23 protein-coding genes, 1 tRNA gene and 1 other annotated feature are annotated in these 21928 nt (G+C 34.1%); of the genes, 10 read left to right on the plus strand and 14 right to left on the minus strand.

The annotated features are described in order from the left end of the window. Positions 1-326: 326 nt before the first annotated feature. The 3 genes from LAB100_RS06600 to LAB100_RS06610 all read left to right on the plus strand — a co-directional run bounded on the left by LAB100_RS06600 (position 327) and on the right by LAB100_RS06610 (position 4859). The gene (locus LAB100_RS06600; RefSeq protein WP_119326406.1) at positions 327-1175 is read left to right on the plus strand and encodes a CAP domain-containing protein; all 849 of its coding nucleotides are present in this window, start codon (positions 327-329) and stop codon (positions 1173-1175) included. A gap of 461 nt (positions 1176-1636) precedes the next feature. Beyond that, positions 1637-3928, plus strand: coding sequence for an SLAP domain-containing protein (locus LAB100_RS06605; protein WP_119326407.1), 2292 nt, complete (start codon positions 1637-1639; stop codon positions 3926-3928). 280 nt (positions 3929-4208) lie between these two features. Next, positions 4209-4859 carry a hypothetical protein gene (locus tag LAB100_RS06610; RefSeq protein WP_119326408.1) on the plus strand — a complete coding sequence of 217 codons (651 nt, stop codon included), beginning with the start codon at positions 4209-4211 and terminating at the stop codon, positions 4857-4859. Between the two features lie 240 nt (positions 4860-5099). Here the strand turns inward: LAB100_RS06610 and LAB100_RS06615 are convergent. Both LAB100_RS06615 and LAB100_RS06620 read right to left on the minus strand, forming a co-directional pair. Then, a tRNA-Gln gene (locus LAB100_RS06615) sits at positions 5100-5171 on the minus strand. A 129-nt stretch (positions 5172-5300) separates the two neighbouring features. Then, positions 5301-5594 (minus strand): hypothetical protein, encoded by a 294-nt coding sequence (locus tag LAB100_RS06620; protein WP_119326409.1) that lies wholly within the window; start codon positions 5592-5594, stop codon positions 5301-5303. A 278-nt stretch (positions 5595-5872) separates the two neighbouring features. Between LAB100_RS06620 and LAB100_RS06625 the strand changes: the two genes are divergently transcribed. Then, positions 5873-6784 carry a hypothetical protein gene (locus LAB100_RS06625; RefSeq protein WP_119326410.1) on the plus strand — a complete coding sequence of 304 codons (912 nt, stop codon included), beginning with the start codon at positions 5873-5875 and terminating at the stop codon, positions 6782-6784. Between the two features lie 45 nt (positions 6785-6829). Here LAB100_RS06625 and LAB100_RS06630 read toward each other — a convergent pair whose 3' ends face one another. After that, positions 6830-7861, minus strand: coding sequence for an SDR family oxidoreductase (locus tag LAB100_RS06630; RefSeq protein ID WP_119326411.1), 1032 nt, complete (start codon positions 7859-7861; stop codon positions 6830-6832). A 130-nt stretch (positions 7862-7991) separates the two neighbouring features. Between LAB100_RS06630 and LAB100_RS06635 the strand changes: the two genes are divergently transcribed. Continuing rightward, positions 7992-8561, plus strand: a complete 570-nt coding sequence (locus tag LAB100_RS06635; RefSeq protein ID WP_119326412.1) for a TetR/AcrR family transcriptional regulator — start codon at positions 7992-7994, stop codon at positions 8559-8561. A gap of 44 nt (positions 8562-8605) precedes the next feature. On the opposite strand, the gene LAB100_RS11565 is transcribed toward LAB100_RS06635, so the two are convergent. The 4 genes from LAB100_RS11565 to LAB100_RS06650 all read right to left on the minus strand — a co-directional run bounded on the left by LAB100_RS11565 (position 8606) and on the right by LAB100_RS06650 (position 10813). Beyond that, positions 8606-8746, minus strand: a complete 141-nt coding sequence (locus LAB100_RS11565; RefSeq protein WP_162894206.1) for a hypothetical protein — start codon at positions 8744-8746, stop codon at positions 8606-8608. A gap of 11 nt (positions 8747-8757) precedes the next feature. Continuing rightward, positions 8758-9003 carry a GlsB/YeaQ/YmgE family stress response membrane protein gene (locus LAB100_RS06640; protein WP_119326413.1) on the minus strand — a complete coding sequence of 82 codons (246 nt, stop codon included), beginning with the start codon at positions 9001-9003 and terminating at the stop codon, positions 8758-8760. Between the two features lie 78 nt (positions 9004-9081). Further along, positions 9082-9684, minus strand: a complete 603-nt coding sequence (locus LAB100_RS06645) for a type 1 glutamine amidotransferase family protein (protein ID WP_119326414.1) — start codon at positions 9682-9684, stop codon at positions 9082-9084. Positions 9685-9817: 133 nt separating this feature from the next. Beyond that, entirely contained in the window at positions 9818-10813 is a 996-nt protein-coding gene (locus LAB100_RS06650; RefSeq protein ID WP_119326415.1) for a tRNA dihydrouridine synthase, read from the minus strand. Positions 10814-11048: 235 nt separating this feature from the next. Between LAB100_RS06650 and LAB100_RS06655 the strand changes: the two genes are divergently transcribed. The 3 genes from LAB100_RS06655 (at position 11049) to LAB100_RS06665 (ending at position 14113) form a co-directional block, all read left to right on the plus strand. Continuing rightward, the gene (locus LAB100_RS06655; protein WP_119326416.1) at positions 11049-12233 is read left to right on the plus strand and encodes a multidrug effflux MFS transporter; all 1185 of its coding nucleotides are present in this window, start codon (positions 11049-11051) and stop codon (positions 12231-12233) included. Positions 12234-12357: 124 nt separating this feature from the next. Then, entirely contained in the window at positions 12358-12963 is a 606-nt protein-coding gene (locus LAB100_RS06660) for a histidine phosphatase family protein (protein WP_119326417.1), read from the plus strand. A 148-nt stretch (positions 12964-13111) separates the two neighbouring features. Next, positions 13112-14113, plus strand: a complete 1002-nt coding sequence (locus LAB100_RS06665; protein ID WP_119326418.1) for a tRNA dihydrouridine synthase — start codon at positions 13112-13114, stop codon at positions 14111-14113. 92 nt (positions 14114-14205) lie between these two features. On the opposite strand, the gene LAB100_RS11570 is transcribed toward LAB100_RS06665, so the two are convergent. The 7 genes from LAB100_RS11570 to asnS form a co-directional block, all read right to left on the minus strand. Then, a complete protein-coding gene (locus LAB100_RS11570; RefSeq protein WP_162894207.1) occupies positions 14206-14361 on the minus strand; it encodes a hypothetical protein in 156 nt (51 codons plus the stop codon). Further along, positions 14361-14906, minus strand: coding sequence for a DUF1700 domain-containing protein (locus LAB100_RS06670; RefSeq protein ID WP_119326419.1), 546 nt, complete (start codon positions 14904-14906; stop codon positions 14361-14363). Before LAB100_RS06670 ends, LAB100_RS11570 begins: the two co-directional genes overlap by 1 nt. Continuing rightward, positions 14899-15216, minus strand: a complete 318-nt coding sequence (locus LAB100_RS06675; RefSeq protein WP_119326420.1) for a PadR family transcriptional regulator — start codon at positions 15214-15216, stop codon at positions 14899-14901. The genes LAB100_RS06670 and LAB100_RS06675 overlap by 8 nt, the downstream gene beginning before the upstream one ends. Before the next feature lie 156 nt (positions 15217-15372). Further along, positions 15373-16899 (minus strand): ABC transporter permease/substrate-binding protein, encoded by a 1527-nt coding sequence (locus tag LAB100_RS06680; RefSeq protein ID WP_119326421.1) that lies wholly within the window; start codon positions 16897-16899, stop codon positions 15373-15375. Further along, positions 16899-17831 (minus strand): ATP-binding cassette domain-containing protein, encoded by a 933-nt coding sequence (locus tag LAB100_RS06685; protein WP_119326422.1) that lies wholly within the window; start codon positions 17829-17831, stop codon positions 16899-16901. Before LAB100_RS06685 ends, LAB100_RS06680 begins: the two co-directional genes overlap by 1 nt. Before the next feature lie 272 nt (positions 17832-18103). Then, entirely contained in the window at positions 18104-18610 is a 507-nt protein-coding gene (locus tag LAB100_RS06690; RefSeq protein ID WP_119326423.1) for a GNAT family N-acetyltransferase, read from the minus strand. 18 nt (positions 18611-18628) lie between these two features. Continuing rightward, positions 18629-20020, minus strand: coding sequence for an asparagine--tRNA ligase (gene asnS / locus LAB100_RS06695; RefSeq protein ID WP_119326424.1), 1392 nt, complete (start codon positions 20018-20020; stop codon positions 18629-18631). Positions 20021-20082: 62 nt separating this feature from the next. Then, positions 20083-20314, minus strand: a binding site (T-box leader). Positions 20315-20399: 85 nt separating this feature from the next. Between asnS and LAB100_RS06700 the strand changes: the two genes are divergently transcribed. Together LAB100_RS06700 and LAB100_RS06705 are read left to right on the plus strand one after the other, a co-directional pair. Continuing rightward, positions 20400-21116: an alpha/beta hydrolase gene (locus LAB100_RS06700; RefSeq protein WP_119326425.1), complete on the plus strand. Its 717-nt coding sequence runs from the start codon at positions 20400-20402 to the stop codon at positions 21114-21116. Between the two features lie 84 nt (positions 21117-21200). After that, the gene (locus tag LAB100_RS06705; protein ID WP_119326426.1) at positions 21201-21890 is read left to right on the plus strand and encodes a hypothetical protein; all 690 of its coding nucleotides are present in this window, start codon (positions 21201-21203) and stop codon (positions 21888-21890) included. Positions 21891-21928 lie beyond the last annotated feature (38 nt).

Genomic DNA, 21928 nt, shown 5'->3' on the forward strand with positions numbered 1-21928 from the left:
GATATTCTCCCCCTCATTCAAGCCTTTTTGTTAACGCTTACATTATACCATTATCAGTATTCTAGGAACAGAAATCGTAAGAAAAGAATTAAGAATAAAACATTTTTTCTGTATAAAAAATCTCCATGTAGCAATCGTCAAAAACGGTCACCACATGGAGATTATTTATCATTCAAAAGCTTATCTTATTCTCTAAAAGTTAATTTCAAAAAAAATATTGCTATTTATTTGATTATTGAATCAGATGCTATTAGTATAGGTGTAGTTAAAAAAATGATGAGATTAAATTAATTATAAAAGTATTATGCCCTGGGGGGTCATTCCTAATGAAATTATCAAGAATTATTACTTTATCTGCCGTATTAATGATGGCAACTTCAAGTTCTTTTGCCATTGCACAAAAAAATGCCGATGCATCAGCTGTCGCAACCACAAATGCCAGTGGTATTACTAAGCTATATACTGCAAACGGTAAACTTATTTCTAATCGTGCCTTAGCTCCTAAAACTGATTGGGCTGTTGGTAACGTTATTACTGTCAATGGTGAAACATTATATCAAGTATCAACTTCAGAATACTTAAAAGCCAGCGATGCCACTCTATCAGGCACTCCGGTTAATAGTAACAATACAAAAGCCACAACAACGGTTGCAACTGAGGCTCAAAGTAGCACTGAATACACACCTAATATGAATAATATTAATAAATACTTTGTTGAATACGTCAATGCTCTTCACAAAGCCAACGGTACAAGCCCTGTTAACGTTTCTAATGATGTTGTGACTTACGCTGCTCAAAGAGCCGATCAACAAAACGGTAACAATTTGGATCACAGTACGGCTACTAAGAATATGTCAGAAAACCTTTCTGGTGCTGGTTTTGACTATATTATTAAGACCGCCGGTGCTAAATCCGACAAACAAGTCGCTTTCTTCCTATTGAAACAATGGTATGACGAAGACAACTGTGTCGATGCACTTGGCACTGCTGGTCACTTTGGTCACCGTGCTGCCCTTATTTATGGTGGTCCTAATGTTGGATTAAGCATTAACGACAAAAATTCAGCCTATGAAGCCGACTGGAACGTCGATGACCTCAATGCTGAAAAACAACTCTACAACTATACAGGTACCAATCCTGATACCAAATTTATTTCTGAAGACTCAGTTCAATAAACTCAATCTTAACCATGACCTAAAGTAGATTCTCTACTTTGGGTCTTTTTTTATGTTCTCTTTTTCAAGAACTAATTTGACTTAAACTTAATAGAATTGATGAGATTAAATTAATGTTTAAATCCAAATGAAATATTCAAGATGTATCTTGATTACAAGAAGAATTATACAAGTATACGAATAGCCATGTGATTCAAGTTTCGATAGAATTGTTTTTCTAAACTGGAATTTTTCATAATTGAATCAGTTTCACTCTACTTTTTGACTTTAAAAATCACTATAAATATATTTCTATTACCGTAATATCGGGATTTGTCAGTCATTAATACTCCAAAGTATAAAATAATATTTCTTCTATTCTGGTCAATTTATTCATTTACATCCTTTTATAATACGAATTGGATAGTAAATAACAAGCAAATAAATAGACAATAAGAAATAAATTAAGAGGGGTATTTATTATGAAGAGAATTAATAATGCAAAAAACTTAAATAAGAAATTCATCGTAACTGCCCTCGGGGTAGCCGCTTTAGGATTCCAACTAATGCAAACCAATAACGTAAAAGCTGCTGATGTCAAAGCTGATACTGATTCTAATACTGAACAAGCTAGTGACACTCAAACAAAAGTCAGTTCAGTAGCTGACAGTACTCCTCTAAAATCAGTTTCTACTATTAATAGTGATAATAGTGGTACCGAATCAAATAATAATGCAAATGCCGAACAGGAACAAAGTTCCGACACAAATGCTGGTGAATCCAGTAAAAATGCCGATTCTCAAGAAAAAGTTGCTGATTTATCAAAAACAGATAGTCCTGTAACAAACGATTCTGAAAATTCTGCCGATGATTCAACTACTGAAACTAAATCAAATACTAATAACGATAAAACTACCACTAATGAAGAATCAAAAACTCCAACAGATTCCCAAGCTGACAATACTGTCACAAGTACAGATCCAGCTCTTATTGACGAAACTCCTGCTGGCAGTGAAGCAAATGTAGATACGACTAATGATCCTATCCAAAGTAATATTAAGATCACTGCCACAAATTCAAATGGTACAGTGTCATCTACATCAACTGCCACTAAAGGTGCTTCCGCAGTAATCAATTCCGATTCAACTTCGGCTAATATTGTTTTAACTATTACCAATACATCAGACGAAAAACAAGATGATTACGGTGAAACAATCAGATTACCAAAACATTTTCAAGATGCTCAACCTGCCGGTTATAGAACCTCGAATGTTGTTGTTTCAGACGATTTTGATGACACACTTTTCATTTCCGGTTTACCAGAAGGCGCTGAAGTGGTTTATACTACTTCAGATAAAAATAATTTCAAAAGTGCTGATGAATTAAAAGCTGATCCTAATTTTAAGTGGTCAGACATAGATGCCATCGAAATCAACTCAAATGTTTTTAATTTTAAAAAACCAACTGCTTACCTTGAAGCTGGTAAATCTATCGTCCTTACCATTCCGATTACAGCCAAATCATCAGATGAAGAACATCTTCAGGGTGTTTCTGAAGTACATACTGAATATAACAGAATGAACAGTAGTCACGGAAGATTTGGTGATACTCTCAATTTCAGATATTCAACTATCGTTACTGATTCCACAGATTGGAACGGTGCTTCCTACCATGCTGTTTTATCTGATGGAAAAGGCGGCTTTGTAGCTGCTCCAGCTGATGCTCAAGCCTTAATGCCTCAATATAAAGACGGAGATATCGATGTCGATAACGTTTATGGTGCTAATACCGTCGATGCTTCTGACAGTCCTTTAACCGTCGGGGGAACTTTTACAGTTCATCTAGATAATTTAAATATCATCAATGCTTTAAATAAAGAAGGTTATTCAACCAATTTAAATGCTGACGGTACTCAACAAAATGCTTATGGATATAAAATTGGAAGTAACTTCTTGAATAGTGCCACCAGAAGTGTTCCTTACCTATCTGTCACAGTAAGACAAGTTATTAATGCTAATGACAATACCGTTAAAGTTGGTCAAAATTGGACTACTGCCGATGGTTTAACTTCTGTCGAAGACAATTCAAACAACGTTTTAACTGGAAACGATGCTATCAATGCCGTCAAGACAACTATTAATGATCAAAATGGTGTTCTCCAAGACGGAAAAATCGCTAAAGATGGTTCTTTCAAAGTTACCTATACTTATCAATTAAAAGATGGAACTAATATTTCTAAGACTATTACTGTTAAAACTAAATCAACTACTACCAATTCTGGTTCTAATAATTCAAGCTCTAATAGTTCAAGTTCATCATCTAACTCAAGTTCTACAATTACTGATCCAGTAATTTCACCTGATTCACCAGATAATATTAATGATGTCAATCGTTTAGTTTCAACTCATCCCAGTGATGGTGTAGTTTCACTTTATAAACTAGATACTTCTAAGATTACTAATCGCAGTCTTAATACCGCTAGTGATTGGTTCAGCGATAAGGAAATGACCTTTGCCGGAGAAACATATTATCGTGTTGCTTCCAACGAATGGGTAAAAGCTAGTGAAGTCTATGTTTACAAAGATAACAAGATTGTTGTGGAAACAAAGAACAATCAACAACTAGTAAACTCAGAAGGCGAAGTTGTAACAAATCGTGCCCTATTAGCTGATACAGCTTGGTATTCAGACCGTATCGCTTATATTAATGGCAAAACATACTATCGTGTTGCTACTAATGAATTTGTTCCAACTGATGCCGTTACAGTTAGATAATTTAGAATATGAAAAAGGACTATTCATAATTTGAATAGCCCTTTTTGTTATCTCTATATTTTATTTATATCTAATAATTTTTAAATAATTTATCTTATTTCAAAAATAATAATAAATATTATTTCAATAAAAGCATATTCCCTATTTAATGGATATTTTTTTGTTTAAAGAAAAAAAGTAACATCTTCTATGCTATATTATTAATACTTAAAGCCAAAATAGATTTGTCCAAATACTGACGACTTAAAAAGCTGAATATATGTTTTTATAGGGGGAAATTATGAATAAATACTCTAAAGTACTTTTGACCAGCATTGCTACCGTCACATTATCTACTACTTTTTTAGAGACACCGGGATTGAACCTCAATCCAACACAAGAAACTATCGTTTCAGCTAAGGCTAAACAAGCAACATTGATTCCCGGATCATATAAAGTTGGATCAGATTTAAAACCTGGTAGATATACTATCACCTCTACTGATGGTTCAAGCGGTAATATCTCTTCCACACCAAAAAGAACTCTTCACGGAGATTCAATAAATGAAATCCTTGGTAGTGATCCTGATATGTTGCAAGTTCCATCTGTTACTGCAACTTTAAGTAAAGGCGATAAAGTTAAAGTTGATGGTCTTACATCTGCGACATTTACACCAGTCAAACAAAGAAATAAGAAAAATAACACTGCCTTAACAACTGGTTTCTGGGTAGTTGGTAAAGATATCAAAAAAGGTAAATATACAGTTACTCCAGCTGAAGGTCAAAGCGGTAATTTCATCGTAACTCCAAAGAGTACATTTGGGGATACAACTAATGAAGTACTCGGTGGAGATACTGATATGTCTCAAGTACCAAAAGTAAACGTCAAATTGCACAATGGTGATAAAGTTGAAGTATCAGGTATGACACAAGTCAACTTTTCTAAAAGATAATATTAATTAATTGCACAGTCTTATATAGTTATATAATAAGCTCTTAAAATAACCGCAAATAACTAAAGTTTGACGGTTATTTTTTACGCTCATTTTTCGCCATCATACCACTATGAATGTATAAAAAAAGATTGTTAGTCCAACGACTAACAATCTTAAAACCAATTTATTCTTTTTAAAACTAAAACTTGTAAACTGCTTATTTATCAAGGATCATAACACCTTGTGAAACTCTCAACATTGGGCATATTGGGTTCGAACCAATAAATTGCGGATTCAGAGTCCGCTGCCTTACCATTTGGCGAATGCCCATTAACAATAAAATGTTATAAAAAAAACGGTCCAATGTCAATAGTATTAACGAATTGAACTTAAAATAAATACAAAAAAAGACCATTTTGGCTTATTTTGGTCAAGATGATCTCTCAATCATACATTATTTTACTTATTTCCATTGATTTTAGAAACTGTGGTATTTTTCTTTTCCAAAATTCTAATGGACTTCTCCAACGATTCAAATATCTCAGTATTCAATAACTCCATAATCGGACTGAGACGTTTCATTTCGTGTGACAGAAGATTCTTATTAGGCTGTTCCTCATCAACACGACGCAACTTCAAATTGTAATCCATCAATGCATTAATTCTGATTTTTGAATTATCTAACTCGCATAGTAAATCATCGACATCGTCAGCATCGAAAGTCTTGGTCTGCTTACTCTTCTTGTTATCCATCAAAACGTACCCCTTTTTATTAATTATAATAGCTATCCTCCTATCTTTTGGTCTATACCCATATTCTAGTAGCTTTTTTTGAGAATGACAGTATATTGTCCGTTTTGTACATTTTTAAATTGTATATTTTGATATAAATAAAGTGTATAAATTCTTATTTTATATATTTTCGATATAAAATAATATATTCAATTTATTTTCAGAAATTATCATGATGTGTTACAATTATCTAGTTTTGCTGAGAACTACGTTAAACAGAGGAGGATATCGAGTTACTTATGCGATTATCTACAACTGAAAAAAGAAATTATTTACTTGGATTTATATTCATTATTTTCATGGTAGCGAGTGCTACTATTCTAAACGATATGGAAATTATTTTGCCTGAGATCGGTGCTTTGACTGCTGGAACTTGGATCTATCAAAATGGTGGTTGGATCAATCAACCCTTCAAAATATTTTTAGCACCATCAGGAACAGCCATAATTGGCTTTCTAGTTAACAAATTGAATATTTCATACGCTGAAAAAGTCCTCTTAGGACTATTACTAATGTTAGTATTATTGCGTCTATTACATTCAAATCTTGCCCCATCATTTGCTACTGGCTTATTACCAATTATTATCAATGCTACTCATTGGTCATTTATTGTTGCTATTCTCTTTTTCACTTTAATATTAATGTGCGGGGTTTATCTTCAAGGTAGTTACCACCAGACATCCCCTAGCTCAATCATTCAAAAACACCATATGATTATATTTACAATTATGGCAATTGTCTGGGTCGGAGCTGTTTGGTTCTTTGGCTTTTCACAAATGGCTGCTATCCCGCCCGTAATGGTTGTCTTCTTCGAGGTTTTACAGAAGCCGCAGTATAGTTGGCAAATGGCCAGTAAACATTTTATTGCTTTAGTCGGTGCTGCTAGTATCGGTGTAGCAGTTCACTTAATCTTTAGCTCTTGGCTAATTTCTGCCATTATTTCATTGCCATTGGTATTTGTTCTACTACAATTACTCAAAATTAAATTACCCGCCGCTTTTGCCTTTCCTTTATTGGCTCTAGTGTTGCCAATAAATATGTTTCATATGTTACCAATTACAGCAATCCTAGCAACTACCTTTTTCTTAGGAACAATTGTCCTACTTAAAAAATACGTTCCCTATCAAAAATTATCTAAAGTTAACGAATAAAAAACTAGTATGGCGACCATCGAAAATGGTTACTATACTAGTTTTTTATTCAACGATTCCTAAATCAATCATTGACTGAGCTGTTGCAATAATAGCTGTCTTAGCAGAACGAGGATACCAATTTAATATGGATTTGGCTTTCTCATTGCTTGTTCCTGCATATTTACCAACAATTGAAGCAATCATACGTAATTTAGGATCGAAAATTGCTGCAGCTTTAATAACAACATTAGGAACCGTCTTTTTAGGTAATTTATCAGCACGATCTGGAAAAGCTTCACGTAAGATATTAGCTACATCCATCATTGATAAAGTTTCTCCGGTTGTTGCCAAGAATCTTTCACCATTAGCTTTTGGTGAAGTCATAGCCAAAATATGCAAGCTCGCTACATCACGAACATCAACGTAACCCGAGTCAACATTGGGCAAAGCCTTGATCTTGCCTTCCAACATCTCTTGAATTTGAATATTGGAATGTGAATACTTAGCTGACAAAACAGGTCCCATAACCCCAACTGGATTAACTGTGGCAAATTCTAAACCCTTACCTTCCTTCTTGATAAAATCCCAAGCTGCCATTTCCGACATAGTTTTAGACTTTTGATATGGGTGAATATTCTTAGCATCCAAATTAGACCAATCTTTTTCTGTATAAGGAGTTGTGCGATTCTTATGACCAGCAAAAATAGCTCCATAGGCCGAAGTTAAAACTACTCTTTTAACGCCCTCATCACGAGCGGCTTTGAGAACTCTAAGTACTCCATCGACTGCTGGACGAATCATTTCAGATTCATTTTTAAAGTTCAATTTAGGTGTTGGTGAGGCTACATGAATAGCATAGGTAGCTCCATTCATTGTTTCTGTCCAATTTTTATCTGATGTTAAATCCGCAATTGAGAACGATAAATCTGAAAAATCAGTAATCCCACCATTGATTAACATTTCTTTAATGACATTTTCTTTAGCTTGAGAACGGACGGTTGTTCTAACTGCATATCCTTGTTCTAACAATTGTAAAATAATATGTATAGCAATAAAACCACTTCCACCAGTAACGACTACCAATTTCTTTTTCATAATTATATTTCTCCTTGAATTTTCATTTAACTAACGTTTCACTTGTAACGCTCATGTGTTGTATATTAATATCTACATGATTGGTTCTCAAGCAAATTGGAAGCATCTGTGACAAAAAGGAGAAATTGTAATGGCAGCTACTGAACACTCGCAACAGATTAAACAAGATTCCAAGGATTATCTTATTACTGCTTTATTGCAACTGCTACAAACTAAGAATCTAAATGACATCACTGTCACTCAAGTAGTCAAAAAAGCTGGCGTCAGTCGTATGGCATTCTATCGGAATTTTCAAACTTTAGACGATATATTAATATCTTATTTCAAGCCTAAAATCGATTCTGAATTTGAGCTTGTTATCAATAGAGTTCCACAAGATCAAAAGCTAAATGCCTTAGGAGATTTTTTTAATGAAATAGCTAAAACAATGAAATTGGCCGTTGATAAAAATTACGAATTTATTATTCAAAACATCTTCAATGATAATATGGTTAATTTTTACGATACAGCCATAGATTGGAAAAAATTCTCAGAAATTCAAAAAAGATACTGGATCAAATTTATGAGTGCTGGCGTTTATGCGATTTGGCGTGAGTGGTTAATTAATGATCAAAAAGAATCACTTAATGATATTCATATTTTAATCGCCGATTTCCAAACTTCTACACTCAGAGCTTTAGTAAATGAAAAGAGAAATTAAAAAGCCAATCTGAATTTTTCAGACTGGCTTTTTTAACTTCTGTATTAAGAATGAATTTTATTTTGCAATTTATCTCCGACGTTATCAATACCCTTAGCGGTTAAAATGGTTCCGCCAACTAAGACGCCGCCAACAATTAAAGTACTGATTGCCATAAATTTTAAAATTGATTTGGTAGTTTCCATTTTAATCACCTCTAAGACATTTTTCTAACTACGAATGAAACTATCGCTACTAAAATAACGGCGCCAATCAGAGAGGGGAAAATAGCCATTCCGGCTAACTGTGGTCCCCAAGAACCCAAAATACCCTCACCGATACTTGAACCAACGATTCCGGCAATAATATTGCTGATCCAACCCATTGATTTACCGTTATTCGTTATTGCTCCAGCAATCGCTCCTATGATTGCACCAATAATTAAGACCCATAACCAATGCATATTAATTCCCTCCTTCAATCTATTTATATTCTTATATTAATAAATTCCGGAAAAATATGCACCAAATATGCTGAAAGCCTATTGTTCAAAAGGATTACCATACTTATCACAGTATTTGTAGAAGCCTATCTTATACAAATCAGTCTTCTTATCAACTTCCAAATCAGATGCGAAATGAATCATTTTTAATACAGCATTTGTAAACTCTAAAGCCGCAGTTCCATTTGCCGTAACCAAATTACGATCTCTAACAACTTGATTAAGAATAAAATCCTCTGGATTTAAATAACTGGAATAGTTTTTCCAAAGATATTGAGCATTGCCGGTATGCTTGTAAGAGCTCAATAATCCGTTTGCTGCTAAATAATCCACAGCTCCACAAATTGCTCCAACTGGTTTATCTGCTGATAATCGATTTGCAATAAGTTGTTTTAACTCTGTATTTTCTAACGCCCATGAGTTCCCACCTATCAATATTAATAAATCAATTTCATTTGTTATCTCAGTTAGCGTTGATAAAGAATAATCCACATTAATATTTAACCCACCAATAGAAGTGACTTTATTCGTAACCGAAGCTGTTTTGACTGACCACCCCGAGTCCTGATTCAATAAAGCAGATAAGTATGCACCTTCCCAATCGGCATATTCGTTTAACATCAAGAATACTGCATTTTTCATAATTTTCCCCCACTAATTATTTGTTCTCATAGCTTAACACAAATAAAATTTTGAATTAAAAAAAGAACGGTATCTATTAAGTAATTCAGATATTTATATACCTTGAATACTTTGTAATAGACACTGTTCTTTGTTATTCACCCGGATCAATTCGATCAATCACTGCTCGGGCATCATCAGTAGTTTTAGTTTGCATTAAATCATTTCTTATAGCAGAAGCACCCTTCATACCACGAACATAAATCTTAAAGAAACGTTGCAGTGGAGCAAAGTGTCCCGGGATTCCCTTGGCCACGAACTGATCATATAGATCTAATTGATAACGCAACAAATCCAATAATTCGTGAGTTGAATGCTCTTGAGGAACTTTTTCAAAGGCATAAGGATTCATAAATATTCCTCGACCAATCATAATTCCATCTACTCCAGGATGTTCTTGAGCAAGTTTGATACCAGCTTGATAATCAGCAATATCACCATTGATCTGCAATAAAGTATCAGGCGCATAAGTATCACGCATCTGAACTAATTGATCAATCAATTCATAATGAGCCGGAACCTTACTCATTTCTTCACGAGTTCTAACATGAACTGTTAAAACAGGCACTTGCTGTTTCAAAAGAAATGGTATCCAAGTCTCGAATTCTTCAACCTGACTATAACCCAAACGAGTTTTAACACTAACTGGTAAATCAGCTTGACGGGCTCCTTCAATTACTTCTTTGGCAGTGTCAAAATGACGGATCAGATCACTTCCACTGTGGTTTTTAATAACGGCAATGTCAGGACATCCCATATTAATATCAATTGCTTCATAACCTTGCTTTTCTACTTCTTTAGCAGCTTTGGCAAAGTCGATTTCCGAATTACCCCACAATTGAACAATAGGTTTAGGATCTTCCTTAGGGTCAATATACAAACGTCCCTTAGTAGTTTCCTTAGCCAACGGATGCGTAATACTCAAGGCATTCGTAAACTCAGTATAAAAATTATCGGGAGCAGCAGCTTTCATTACCACTCTTCTAAAAACTGATCCTGTTACAGCTTCCATAGGTGCCAGACTAAAGAAAGGACGATTTTCCTTTTTAGCTTTGTCGGCAATGCGATTCCAGTATGCTGACTGGGTCACACTCTCACTTCCAATCACAATTAATTACAATACTATCAACTATACCTAGTTTGACAATACTTGTGCAAGTATTATGTTTGAAAAAACACCTTGCTTTATCATAATTCTTTCTATAACATGATAAGCAGACTTTAAGAAACTAGGTGAAAACCATGGAACTATCAAACATCATGGCTTGTATGCCTGCAAATGATGAAGGACGTTTTTCTGTAGAATAAAAATTTAGGAGTCTAAAATGAAAAACGTCCGCAATACCGCACCATCAATTCTTTTAATTATTGTTCTGGTGGGATTTCCCCAGATCAGTGAATCAATTTTTACACCAGTATTACCAATGATCAGTAGCAATTTACATGTTACGGCAGCTACATCACAACTAACTATGAGTATCTATTTTATCGCCTTTGCGATTGGAGTACTCTTTTGGGGGCAATTATCCGATAAAATTGGCCGTCGTAAATCAATAAATCTGGGTATCATCGTATACTTATTAGGAAATATTGGCTTATTTCTCAGTCCTACATTTAAATTGTTGTTAGCATCACGCTTTATTCAAGCTTTTGGTGCCAGTGTCGGTTCAGTTGTCACTCAAACCATCATGCGTGAAAGTTTCGACGGCATAAAGGGTGCCAAAGTATTCTCACAAGTCGGGGCAGCCATGGCTTTATCTCCTGCTTTGGGACCTTTAATTGGTGGAGCAATTCAAACCTACTTTGGTTATCGCAATGTCTTCAGTACTTTAATCGTCATGGCAATTTTAGTTCTACTATACAGTTATACTTCTCTGCCAGAAACTCGTGATGAAAATAATATTCAGCAAGTTTCCCTATTAAGAGTTACTTGGCGCTTATTAAAAGATCCTATCGTTTGGACATACGGAATTCTAATTGGAGGAATTAACGGTATTCTCTTTGGTTATTATTCTGAAGCGCCATTTATTTTTATGGAACACTTCGGTTATTCTTCTGTTAAATATGGAAGTCTAGGCATGACCTTGGCACTAGCCAGTTTAATTGGAGCTACGATCGTTAACTTTGCTATCAAATATATAAGGGCTGAAACAATCGCCCTATTAGGATTAACTTTCAGTACCATCTCAGGTTTATTATTATTGATCAGTTTGCAATTTGATCAAGCCTATCTGATGATTGTTGGCTTTTTCTTGATCTTTTTAGGATTAAATACAACTTTGCCAATTACCTTGGATCTAGCCTTGAAAGGTTACGAAGATGTTATCGGTAGTGCCAGTGGTATCTTTAGTTTTGGATACTACCTAATTGTAAGTTTACTAACTTATCTAATCAGTTTTATTCACGATGGGACTATCTTTGCATTACCAAGCTTTATTTTTGTAATTAGTCTGATTATGTTGATTATTTACGTACCAATTGCTTTTGGAAAAATTAAAATTCTTGAATAAATGGTTTAAGCCCAATGTAATAACTATCTTTTGATGGCTATTACATTGGGCTTTTTGATTATTTGCATTGTAAGCGTATTAATGAAATACTAAAATCATATTCATTAAGGAGGGCAACATATATATGGTTGAACTATATATCGTCAGACATGGAGAAACTGACACTAATTACACTGGTAAGATCAACGGATCAGCTACTAATTTAAGCTTAAATGAAACTGGTAAAAAGCAAGTAAATTACTTAAAACAACATTTAAATATCAATGATTTTGATGAAGTCTACGCTAGTCCCTTGAAGCGTGCACAAGAAACTGCTGAAATTCTTAACCAAGGCGTTCATGAAATAAAAACTGATGATCGTCTACGTGAAATAAATTATGGTGCTTGGGACGGTTTATCTGCCGCTGATGTTCAAGCCAAGTATCCACAATGCTTTGATGAAAATAATTACTTATCGGCAAATTACTCTGATTATTCAGAGGGTTCCGAAACATACAAAGAAGTTTTAGAACGTCTACAATCATTTATTGACGATATGAGTAATAAGGGCAATGAAAAAATTCTTGTTGTTTGCCACGGTTTCGTAACACGTTCATTCGTTCAATTAGTTACCGAAACTCCTAATATTGAGGACATTCTTGAAGCTATTAATGCTGCCGTTACTAAAATTAAAATTTCTGATAGTGGCAAAACTTATCTAGCTTATTACAATCGTTTGGAAAACATCTAAAAGCATATTAATAAAAAGTCGGAAAATTTCCAAAATTTGGAAGTCTTCCGGCTTTTTTCAAAAACTAATCATTAGCATCAAAAAACATAAACTAGTAATATATAATGATGTAGTTAATCATTTCCAAACAGTAAGGGAGTAATGAAACGTGACAGAATCAACATTTTGGTCAGACATCGCCGCTAAGGCAAAGGCAAAACAACGACCTTTTTTCACTATGGCACCTATGGAAGCCGTCAGTAATACTGTTTTTCGCCAAGTAATTGCTAAGGCAAGTGCCCCAGATACTTTCTTCAGTGAATTCGTTTATGCCAAGGGTATCACCGACCCCAATACTAAGTTTCCCGTTCACGGTCGACTTTATATGGACCCTCGTGAACAAATGAAACCCGTTGTCCAACTTTGGGGTAATGTTGCGGAAGACTTTGAAGCAGCTGGAAAAGTTCTAAAAGATATGGGCTTTCCTGCCATTGATATCAATATGGGGTGTCCAGATAGCACCGTTATTAAAAACCACGGTGGTAGCGATTTAATTAGAAATCACCAGTGGGCTCAGGACGTTATTGCTGCTGCAAAAACTTCTGGTCTCGCCGTCAGTGCTAAAACACGTCTGGGTTACAGTAAAGTTGAAGAATTCAGAGATTGGATTCCCTTCTTACTTGAACAACATGTTGATGTTTTGACGATTCATCTCCGTACTAAAATGGAAATGAGTAAAGTCGATGCTCACTTAGAAGTAATCGACGATATTATCAAAATGCGTGATGAAATTGCTCCTGAAACTTTAATTCAAATAAATGGTGATATTCCTGACTATCAATCTGGTCTCAAGCTTGCCCAAGATCATCCCGGGCTTGATGGAATTATGATTGGTCGTGGCGTCTTTTCCAATCCTTTTGCCTTTGAAAAAGAACCACAAACTCATTCTTTATCGGAACTTCTCGACTTGTTGCAAATGCAATTAGATCTTTTTGATGATTTTGCAAAGCATTATGACATACCTCGTTTCGCATCACTCAAACGTTTCTTTAAAATTTACGCTCGTCCAGAACTTGGCGCTACTGATCTAAGAAACAAAATGATGGATACCAAATCTACTGATGAAGTTCGAAAGATCCTAGCTGAAGCCGATAAATATATTTCTAATTAACCAAGATATAAAAAATAACATCTATTAAGAAAGATCACAGGTATATAGATCTGTATCCTTTAATAGATGTTATTTTTTATTTGATTTTAAAGTCAAAATTCCGTAGTGTACCAAGATCCTAAATGACTGAGAATATTTTGAACATTGAATCCTAACGCACTAAATGAAATAAACATTAAAATTGCTCCCAATAAAAATATGAGAACGGCAGCAACTAAAATATTTTTATTAAATTTAAAAATATTCATTATCTAGCCTCCCTAGGACTAAACTTTTGAAATAAATACTTACTAGAATCAAATAACCCTTTGCCCGATAGAATAAACAATTGCTCAAAAATCACACCTAATCCCAATAGCATTAATGCCACCCCTAATTGAAACATGGCATATAAAACGTTCATTTGAAAAACAACAACTAAACTACTTATCAAGACCCACACTCCGGCCACTCCAAAGGCTAAAGCACAGACTAGTAACGCAAATATCAATCCTAAGACGGTAATATAAAGGGCAGCTACCAATGGTCCCCATAATGGCAGGCCTAATGCCAAGAATAGATTTCCCATTGCCTTTTTACTAGTTTCTGGAATAACAACATCTTCATCCGACAGAATCTCTAATAAAACTTTTTGAACTCCCCCAACTCTGTCAATTGCTTGCATATCGGTTAATCCACTCTCAATTAAATCATCTAAATATTCTGAATAATAATCCAGATAATCATTAGCATTCTTAACCCCATAACGTTTTAATTTTTTTTGCAAATCTATTAAAAAATCAGTCTTATCCATTTGAATCTTCCCCTTTTATAAACTGAAAAATCTTTTCAACTTGTCCCCACTCACTAATAAATTCCGTAATTTCTTGTTTACCAATATCAGTGATCTGATAATACTTTCTGATCCGATTATTATGAATTTGATTCTTCGAAGTAATCGCCTGTTTATTTAAAAGACGCTTCAAAATCGGATACAAGGTTGATTCGGATATTTCAATCAACGGTTTTAAATCTTGAATAATTGCGTAACCATACGATTCTTTTCGCTCTAATTCTGCTAAAACACAAATATCAAGCAAACCCTTCTTTAATTGTGTATTCATTCATATACCTCTTTATACATAGTATTATGTAATAAGATGTATTTGATGTCAAAATAAATTTAAAATATTATTGATTCCAGCTAAAAAAGCCTAGTAGAACAAACCATATTCAATGGTTGTTATACTAAGCTTTTTAACATTTGTGAGTTAAACTCGCTATTTTATTAATCCCTTTTTCACTAGATAGTCATGTGCAACTACACTAGCTTTTTTATTCTTCACTGACACTTGGTAATTCATCTTTTGCATATCTTCGGTTGAAATATGTCCAGCAAGTTTATTCAAACTTTTAATCACTTTAGGATTTTTCTTAGCAAAATCAGAATTCATCAATGGTGCACCCTGATATGGTGGGAAGAAATGTTTATCATCTTTCAATACGACCAAATGATATTGTTGAATTTGCGGATCAGTCGTATATCCATCAACTAAATTAACTCGATTATTGGCAATTGCCTTGTAACGTAAACTTGGTTCCATACGATTGATTTGGGCAAAGTCCAAATTGTATTTCTTCTTCAATCCTAAATAACCATCTGCTTGATTAGAGAAATCTGGATCAAAGGCTGCTTTGACTTTATCATTGACCCGGTTCAAATCACTTAATTTCGTAACATGATATTTCTCTGAAAATTCTTTTGTAACGGCCAAATCATAGCCATTTTCATATTTCATAGGTTTCAAATAAGTCATCTTCTCTTGTTTAGATAACTCATCTTTAGCAATATGATAAATTTTATCAGTATCCTTAGGTGTCGGTTGATCATATTTAACCAATGATTCCAAAACCGTTCCCGTAAATTCAGGATAAATATCAACTTGATTTCGTTTCAAAGCTTTAAATAAGAAAGTTGTACCACCAAAATTAGGTTTTAAAGTAACTTTGGCTTTTGGTTGATCTTGCTTAATCAAATCCTTGTACATATTCATTAAAATTTCTGGTTCACTACCTAGCTTACCTGCAATCGTAATTTGAACAGGTTGAGGTTTTACCATTTGATAAATCCTAGTTCCACCAATTCCCAAAATGAATAATAATACTATTATTCCGCCTGAATAAATTCTTTTCTTAGAGGATCCCATAAACTTCAATAAGCCACTGAAAATAAAAGCCAATAAAGCTGACAAAACACCACCTATAACTAGGTAATAATTATTATTTTGCTGAATACCCAACATAATATAATCACCTAAACCACCAGCACCGATAAAAGCTGCTAATGTTGCCGTACCAATTATCATAACCAAAGCAATTCTAATACCCGAAATTATCATTGGTAAGGCTAAAGGAAACTCTAATCTTTGTAATCTTTTCCACTTCGATAAACCAAAAGCTACCGCTGCCTCTTCCAAATTAGGATCTATATTCGTCAAACCTGAATAAGTATTTTGATAAAGGGGCATAATGGCATACATTGTCAAAGCCACGACAGCTGGAACCGTACCAATACCAACTACAGGAATCAACAATCCTAATAATGCCAAACTAGGAATTGTTTGAATAACACCGGCAATTTGTAAGCCAAATTCTCCCCAACGTCGATGATTTCTCAATAAAATTGCCAAAGGAATCGCAATCAACATTGCTATTAATAGTGAAATAAAAGAAATTTCAATATGTTGATAAAGAGATTTTAAAATCTCTCCTCGTTGATTAATCATTGTCTGCATTAACATTTGCATTATTGATTGCCCCCTTCTCTTTCAAAGTAGGCTAACAATTGTGGAACAGTTAATGAATAACCTTTGCCTTGATATTGAAAATCAACACTCGTAGCTGATTTTAATAAATTAACTAGTTTATCGAATTTATCGATTTTAATTAAATCGTCATGAAATTCAATTTTTTCCAGTACACCTGAATCGACCAAAAAGTCCATACTCCACCAATGAGGAGTTTTAACACCAAAAAATTGACGAACAAAATCATTAGCTGGATGTTGCATTATGTCATGTGGCGTCCCTACTTGTTGAATTTCACCCTTATTCAAAATGGCAATTCTTTGTCCCATACGTAAAGCTTCTTGCATATCGTGAGTAACAAATACAACCATTGTTTTATATTTCCTATGCAATTTCAACACTAAATCTTGTGACTTTCGTCTTAAAACTGGGTCCAAAGCACTGAACGATTCATCCATCAAAACCAATCTAGGACTGGTTGCTAAAGCACGAATAATTGCCACACGTTGTTGTTGACCACCAGATAATTCATCTGGCATTCTTTTAGCATATTTCTTAGGATCAAGTTCAACTGATTCCAATAGTTCAGCTGCCCGTTGATGTCTTTTGGCTTTAGAAACGCCCTTTTGTTCCAATTGAATTGTTATATTATCTTCCACATTCAAATTTGGAAACAGACTACTATCTTGCAAAACATAGCCCATATCTAATCTTAATTTCTGAACATCGTAATCTTTTATTTTTTTATCAGCAAAATAAACGTCCCCACTAGTTGGAACGGTCAACTGATTTAACATTCTGAGCAAAGTGGTTTTCCCACTACCACTAGGACCCACTAAAACGAATAATTCCTCATCGTTAATCGTAAGGTTGATATCATGCAGAATTGTATTGTTGTCGTATTTCATACCAACATTTTTATAAGTAATCAATCTTTTCTCCCTCACTAAACAAATATCTTAATTCAACTATAAATTTCCTTGTTATATTAAACAAAGAATAAGCCCTAAATAATCAAAATAATATTATATTTTCAATCATTTATAAACGATATACACTAGGGTATAACTATTTATCTATATAGTACATTTATTAATTAAAGTCTTTACATTAAAAATAATCATTTAATAAAGTTATTGTTATTTTAATATTGGCTACAAAAATATCCTCTAGCAAAAAATGCTAGAGGATATTTTTGTATAGTTTATTTAACTATCTTTTCAAACCCAATCATATCTGCAACACCAACACGTTTAATAATGCCGCGTTTTTCAAAACCATTTTTCTCAAGTGTCTTCTGCATAGGGAAATTTTTTCGATAAGTATCAGTTCTTAAACTATTTACCTTAAGAAAACGACATTTTTCTGTTGCAAAACTCAATGATTTAGTTGCTAAACCTAATCCCTTACTCTCATTATCCACCGCTAAACGATGAATTGTTGCATAAGAATCATTGGATTTCCACTTTTCTCCACGAATATCACTATATTCAGGTTGTTCAGTAAAAGTTAGGGTCATCGTAACAATAACCTGGTTATTGTTCCTAACAACATAACTCTCATGATTACGAATATCAGTTAAGATAACTTCTTCAGTTGGATAATTATTTTGCCACTGATCAATCTCATTCTCCCTAAAGAACTTCTGTGCCTGATGAATTAGACTCATGATTCCTAACAAATCAGATTCTTTAGCTCTTTCAATATTCATAATCAGACCTTCTTTATTTTAGAATTCAGCATTACCTGGTGTTCTTGGGTAAGCAATGACATCACGAATATTTTCCATACCTGTAATATACATAACAAGTCTTTCAAAACCAATACCGAAACCTGAGTGAACTGTACCGCCGTACTTACGTAATTCTAAGTACCACTTGTAGTCTTCTTCGTTCATATCAAGTTCAGCCATTCTGCTTTCTAGCTTATCAAGACGTTCTTCACGTTGTGAACCACCAATTAATTCACCAATTTCAGGAACTAACAAGTCGGCTGCAGCAACGGTCTTACCGTCATCATTTGCACGCATATAGAAAGCTTTGAAATCCTTAGGATAGTCAGTAATGAAAACTGGCTTCTTGTAAACTTGTTCTGACAAGTAACGTTCATGTTCTGAATCAAGATCAAGACCCCAATAAGGTTTAACTTCAAATTCAACGTCGGTAGCTTTTTCCAAAATATCAATTGCATCAGTATAAGTTACATGAGCAAATTCTTCATTAGCTGTAGCCTTCAAACGATCGATCAAAGTATTATCAACATTTTCATTCAAGAATTCTAATTCTTCTTTGGCATGATCCATAACGTAATTGATAACATACTTCAATAGAGCTTCTGAACAATCCATTTCATCTTTCAAATCAGCAAAGGCCATTTCTGGTTCGATCATCCAGAATTCTGAAGCATGACGACCAGTATGTGAATTTTCTGCTCTAAATGTAGGTCCAAATGTATAAACGTTTCTGAAAGCCAGAGCAAATGGTTCAACTTCTAGTTGTCCACTAACTGTTAGGTTAGTTTCCTTTTTGAAGAAGTCTTCACCATAATCAACTTTGCCATCATCAGTCTTAGGAACATTATTCATATCCAATGTTGTTACTTGGAACATTTCACCAGCACCTTCGGCATCTGAACTAGTGATGATTGGTGTATGAACGTAAACAAAATCGTTATGTTGTAAGTATTCGTGAATAGCAAATGCAGCTAGAGAACGAATACGGAATACAGAATAAAAAGTATTTGTTCTAGGACGCAAATGTGCAACTGTTCTCATAAATTCATATGAGTGAGCTTTCTTTTGTAATGGGTAATCTGAATCAGAAGCACCCTCTTCAATAACTTCTGTAGCATGAATTTCAAATGGTTGTTGTGCTTTAGGTGTCAACGCCAATTCACCGACAACTTTAATTGTTGTACTGATTGGGAACTTAACTACTTCAGCATAGTTTTCCATATCAGATGTCATAACTACTTGCACATTCTTAAAGAATGAACCATCATTCAATTCAATAAAACCAACTCTTTTTGATCCTCTGATTGTACGAATCCAACCAGAAACAGTGATTTTGTCACCGTCAGCAAATTCTTTTTTATATAAATCTTCAACTAAAACGTTTTGCATTGATTTCTCCTCTTCAAATCTGGAATACTATAAAACTAAAAAAAGATCCTCCATCCCCCAATAAAAGGGACGAAAGATCTTTCCGCGGTACCACCCAAGTTTTTTTGTAAAAAAACACCTCAAAGTACATCAAATACTCTCCAATTATAACGTACTGGGTCACGTCTAAACCTACTATTAATTTCAGTTAGAAAACCAAAGATGTTTTTCCTATATACCGACACGTTAAGTTCTCACTTGCCTTAACTCCCTGTGGATAAAGTATACAGTACTCCTTCTTCTTAATATCTTATATATTAATTTTCTTAAATGTAGCATATTTTCATACGCCTTGTAAAGTACAATATTACTTAGTAAATCTATGTAAGGGGTCTTTATCGTGAAAAAAATTTACAAATGGATAATTGGCATTATTATTGCCCTAATTGTCATCTTTTCAGCAACATTTTTTATTGTTAAAAATAAAGAATATCAACCGTCCGCTGCCGCTCAAACAGCAGCTACTAACAGTAGTATTGTCAATAACACCATTAAGTTTCAAGGGGATGATCAAAAGCCTATGGTTATCTTCTATCCAGGTGCTTTGGTTGAACCTAAGAGTTATAGTATTTGGGCAAAAAAAGTCGCACAGGCAGGTTATTCAGTCTATATCGTACGTTTTCCACTTGACCTAGCGATTCTTCAATCCAATGCTGCTAGTAGAGTACAAAAAAACCACGACTATGTTATTGGCGGTCATTCTCTTGGCGGAACAATGGCAAGTCGTTATGCCAAAAATCACTCTCAACATTTGAAAGGAGTTTTCTTTCTAGCAAGTTATCCTGAAAAGAAAGGCGATTTACATGAAACGGAAGTACCTGTTCTCTCACTAACTGCTACTAATGACGGTGTCTTAAATCATACCAATTATAACAAGGCTAAAAAATTTCTACCAAATAACACAATTTACCAACAAATATCCGGTGGCAATCATGCCGGATTTGGTAGCTATGGCAAGCAACGAGGCGATAAAAAGGCCTCTATCAGTAATAAAAAGCAACAAAATCTTATAAGTAAACTTTTAATAAATTGGCTAAATCATTCCATTAGTGAATAAATTAAAACGTTTTCATAAATTTCCACAAAAGCGCATACATTTTTGTTATACTGGCATTAGTCGTTACAGTTTTTGGGGGAATTTATGACTATTTTAATTAAGAAAACTATCAATTTAGCTGAAGATGCAAATACATTTATTCAAAAATATATCAATTACCTTCAAGATGTTAATCCAAATGATTTGTATGAGGGATTAAATAATAAACAAATTCTAAAAAACAAATTTATCTTTCAATTATATCAATTAGAAAATTTAGATTTAACACATATTGATCTTCATATTACAAATAATACAATTTATATTCTCGCTAGCTTCTGGAATTCAAAAGTTGTCAAAGTAGGATCACTACCTTTAACCAATAAGTTAAAGATGGCACTTTCACAGAACTATTACCCTACTTTAAAAATTATCGGTGGTAACTACAAAAAAGTTGTAACGAACGAATACGGCGAAGACCACATCGAAGATGGCTTTGAACCTTATCAACTAGCTTTGGAAATTCATCAAGCCGACACAACTGAATATAAATCACAAAAAATCGATACTCTATATCATGTTGCCTTCAAGAGTGAGAATAGTTTGATCACATTGTCCAAAAATTTGATGCGCTTTTTCGCAGTTTTCGGACTTGTATTAGGTTTGGGATTTATGTTTCTAGGATTCTTCTTCACTGGATTAATGGTTATCATTGCCTTCTTTGGGGTTAATTCCTATACCCTTCTACTGGCGGACGCTCATATGATGCAAACGCAACGTCAACGTATTAATTGAAATCAAAAGCAGAATTTAATTTATCTTGTACAAAAAAG

The organism is Companilactobacillus musae (assembly GCF_003967595.1).
Lineage (GTDB): Bacteria > Bacillota > Bacilli > Lactobacillales > Lactobacillaceae > Companilactobacillus > Companilactobacillus musae.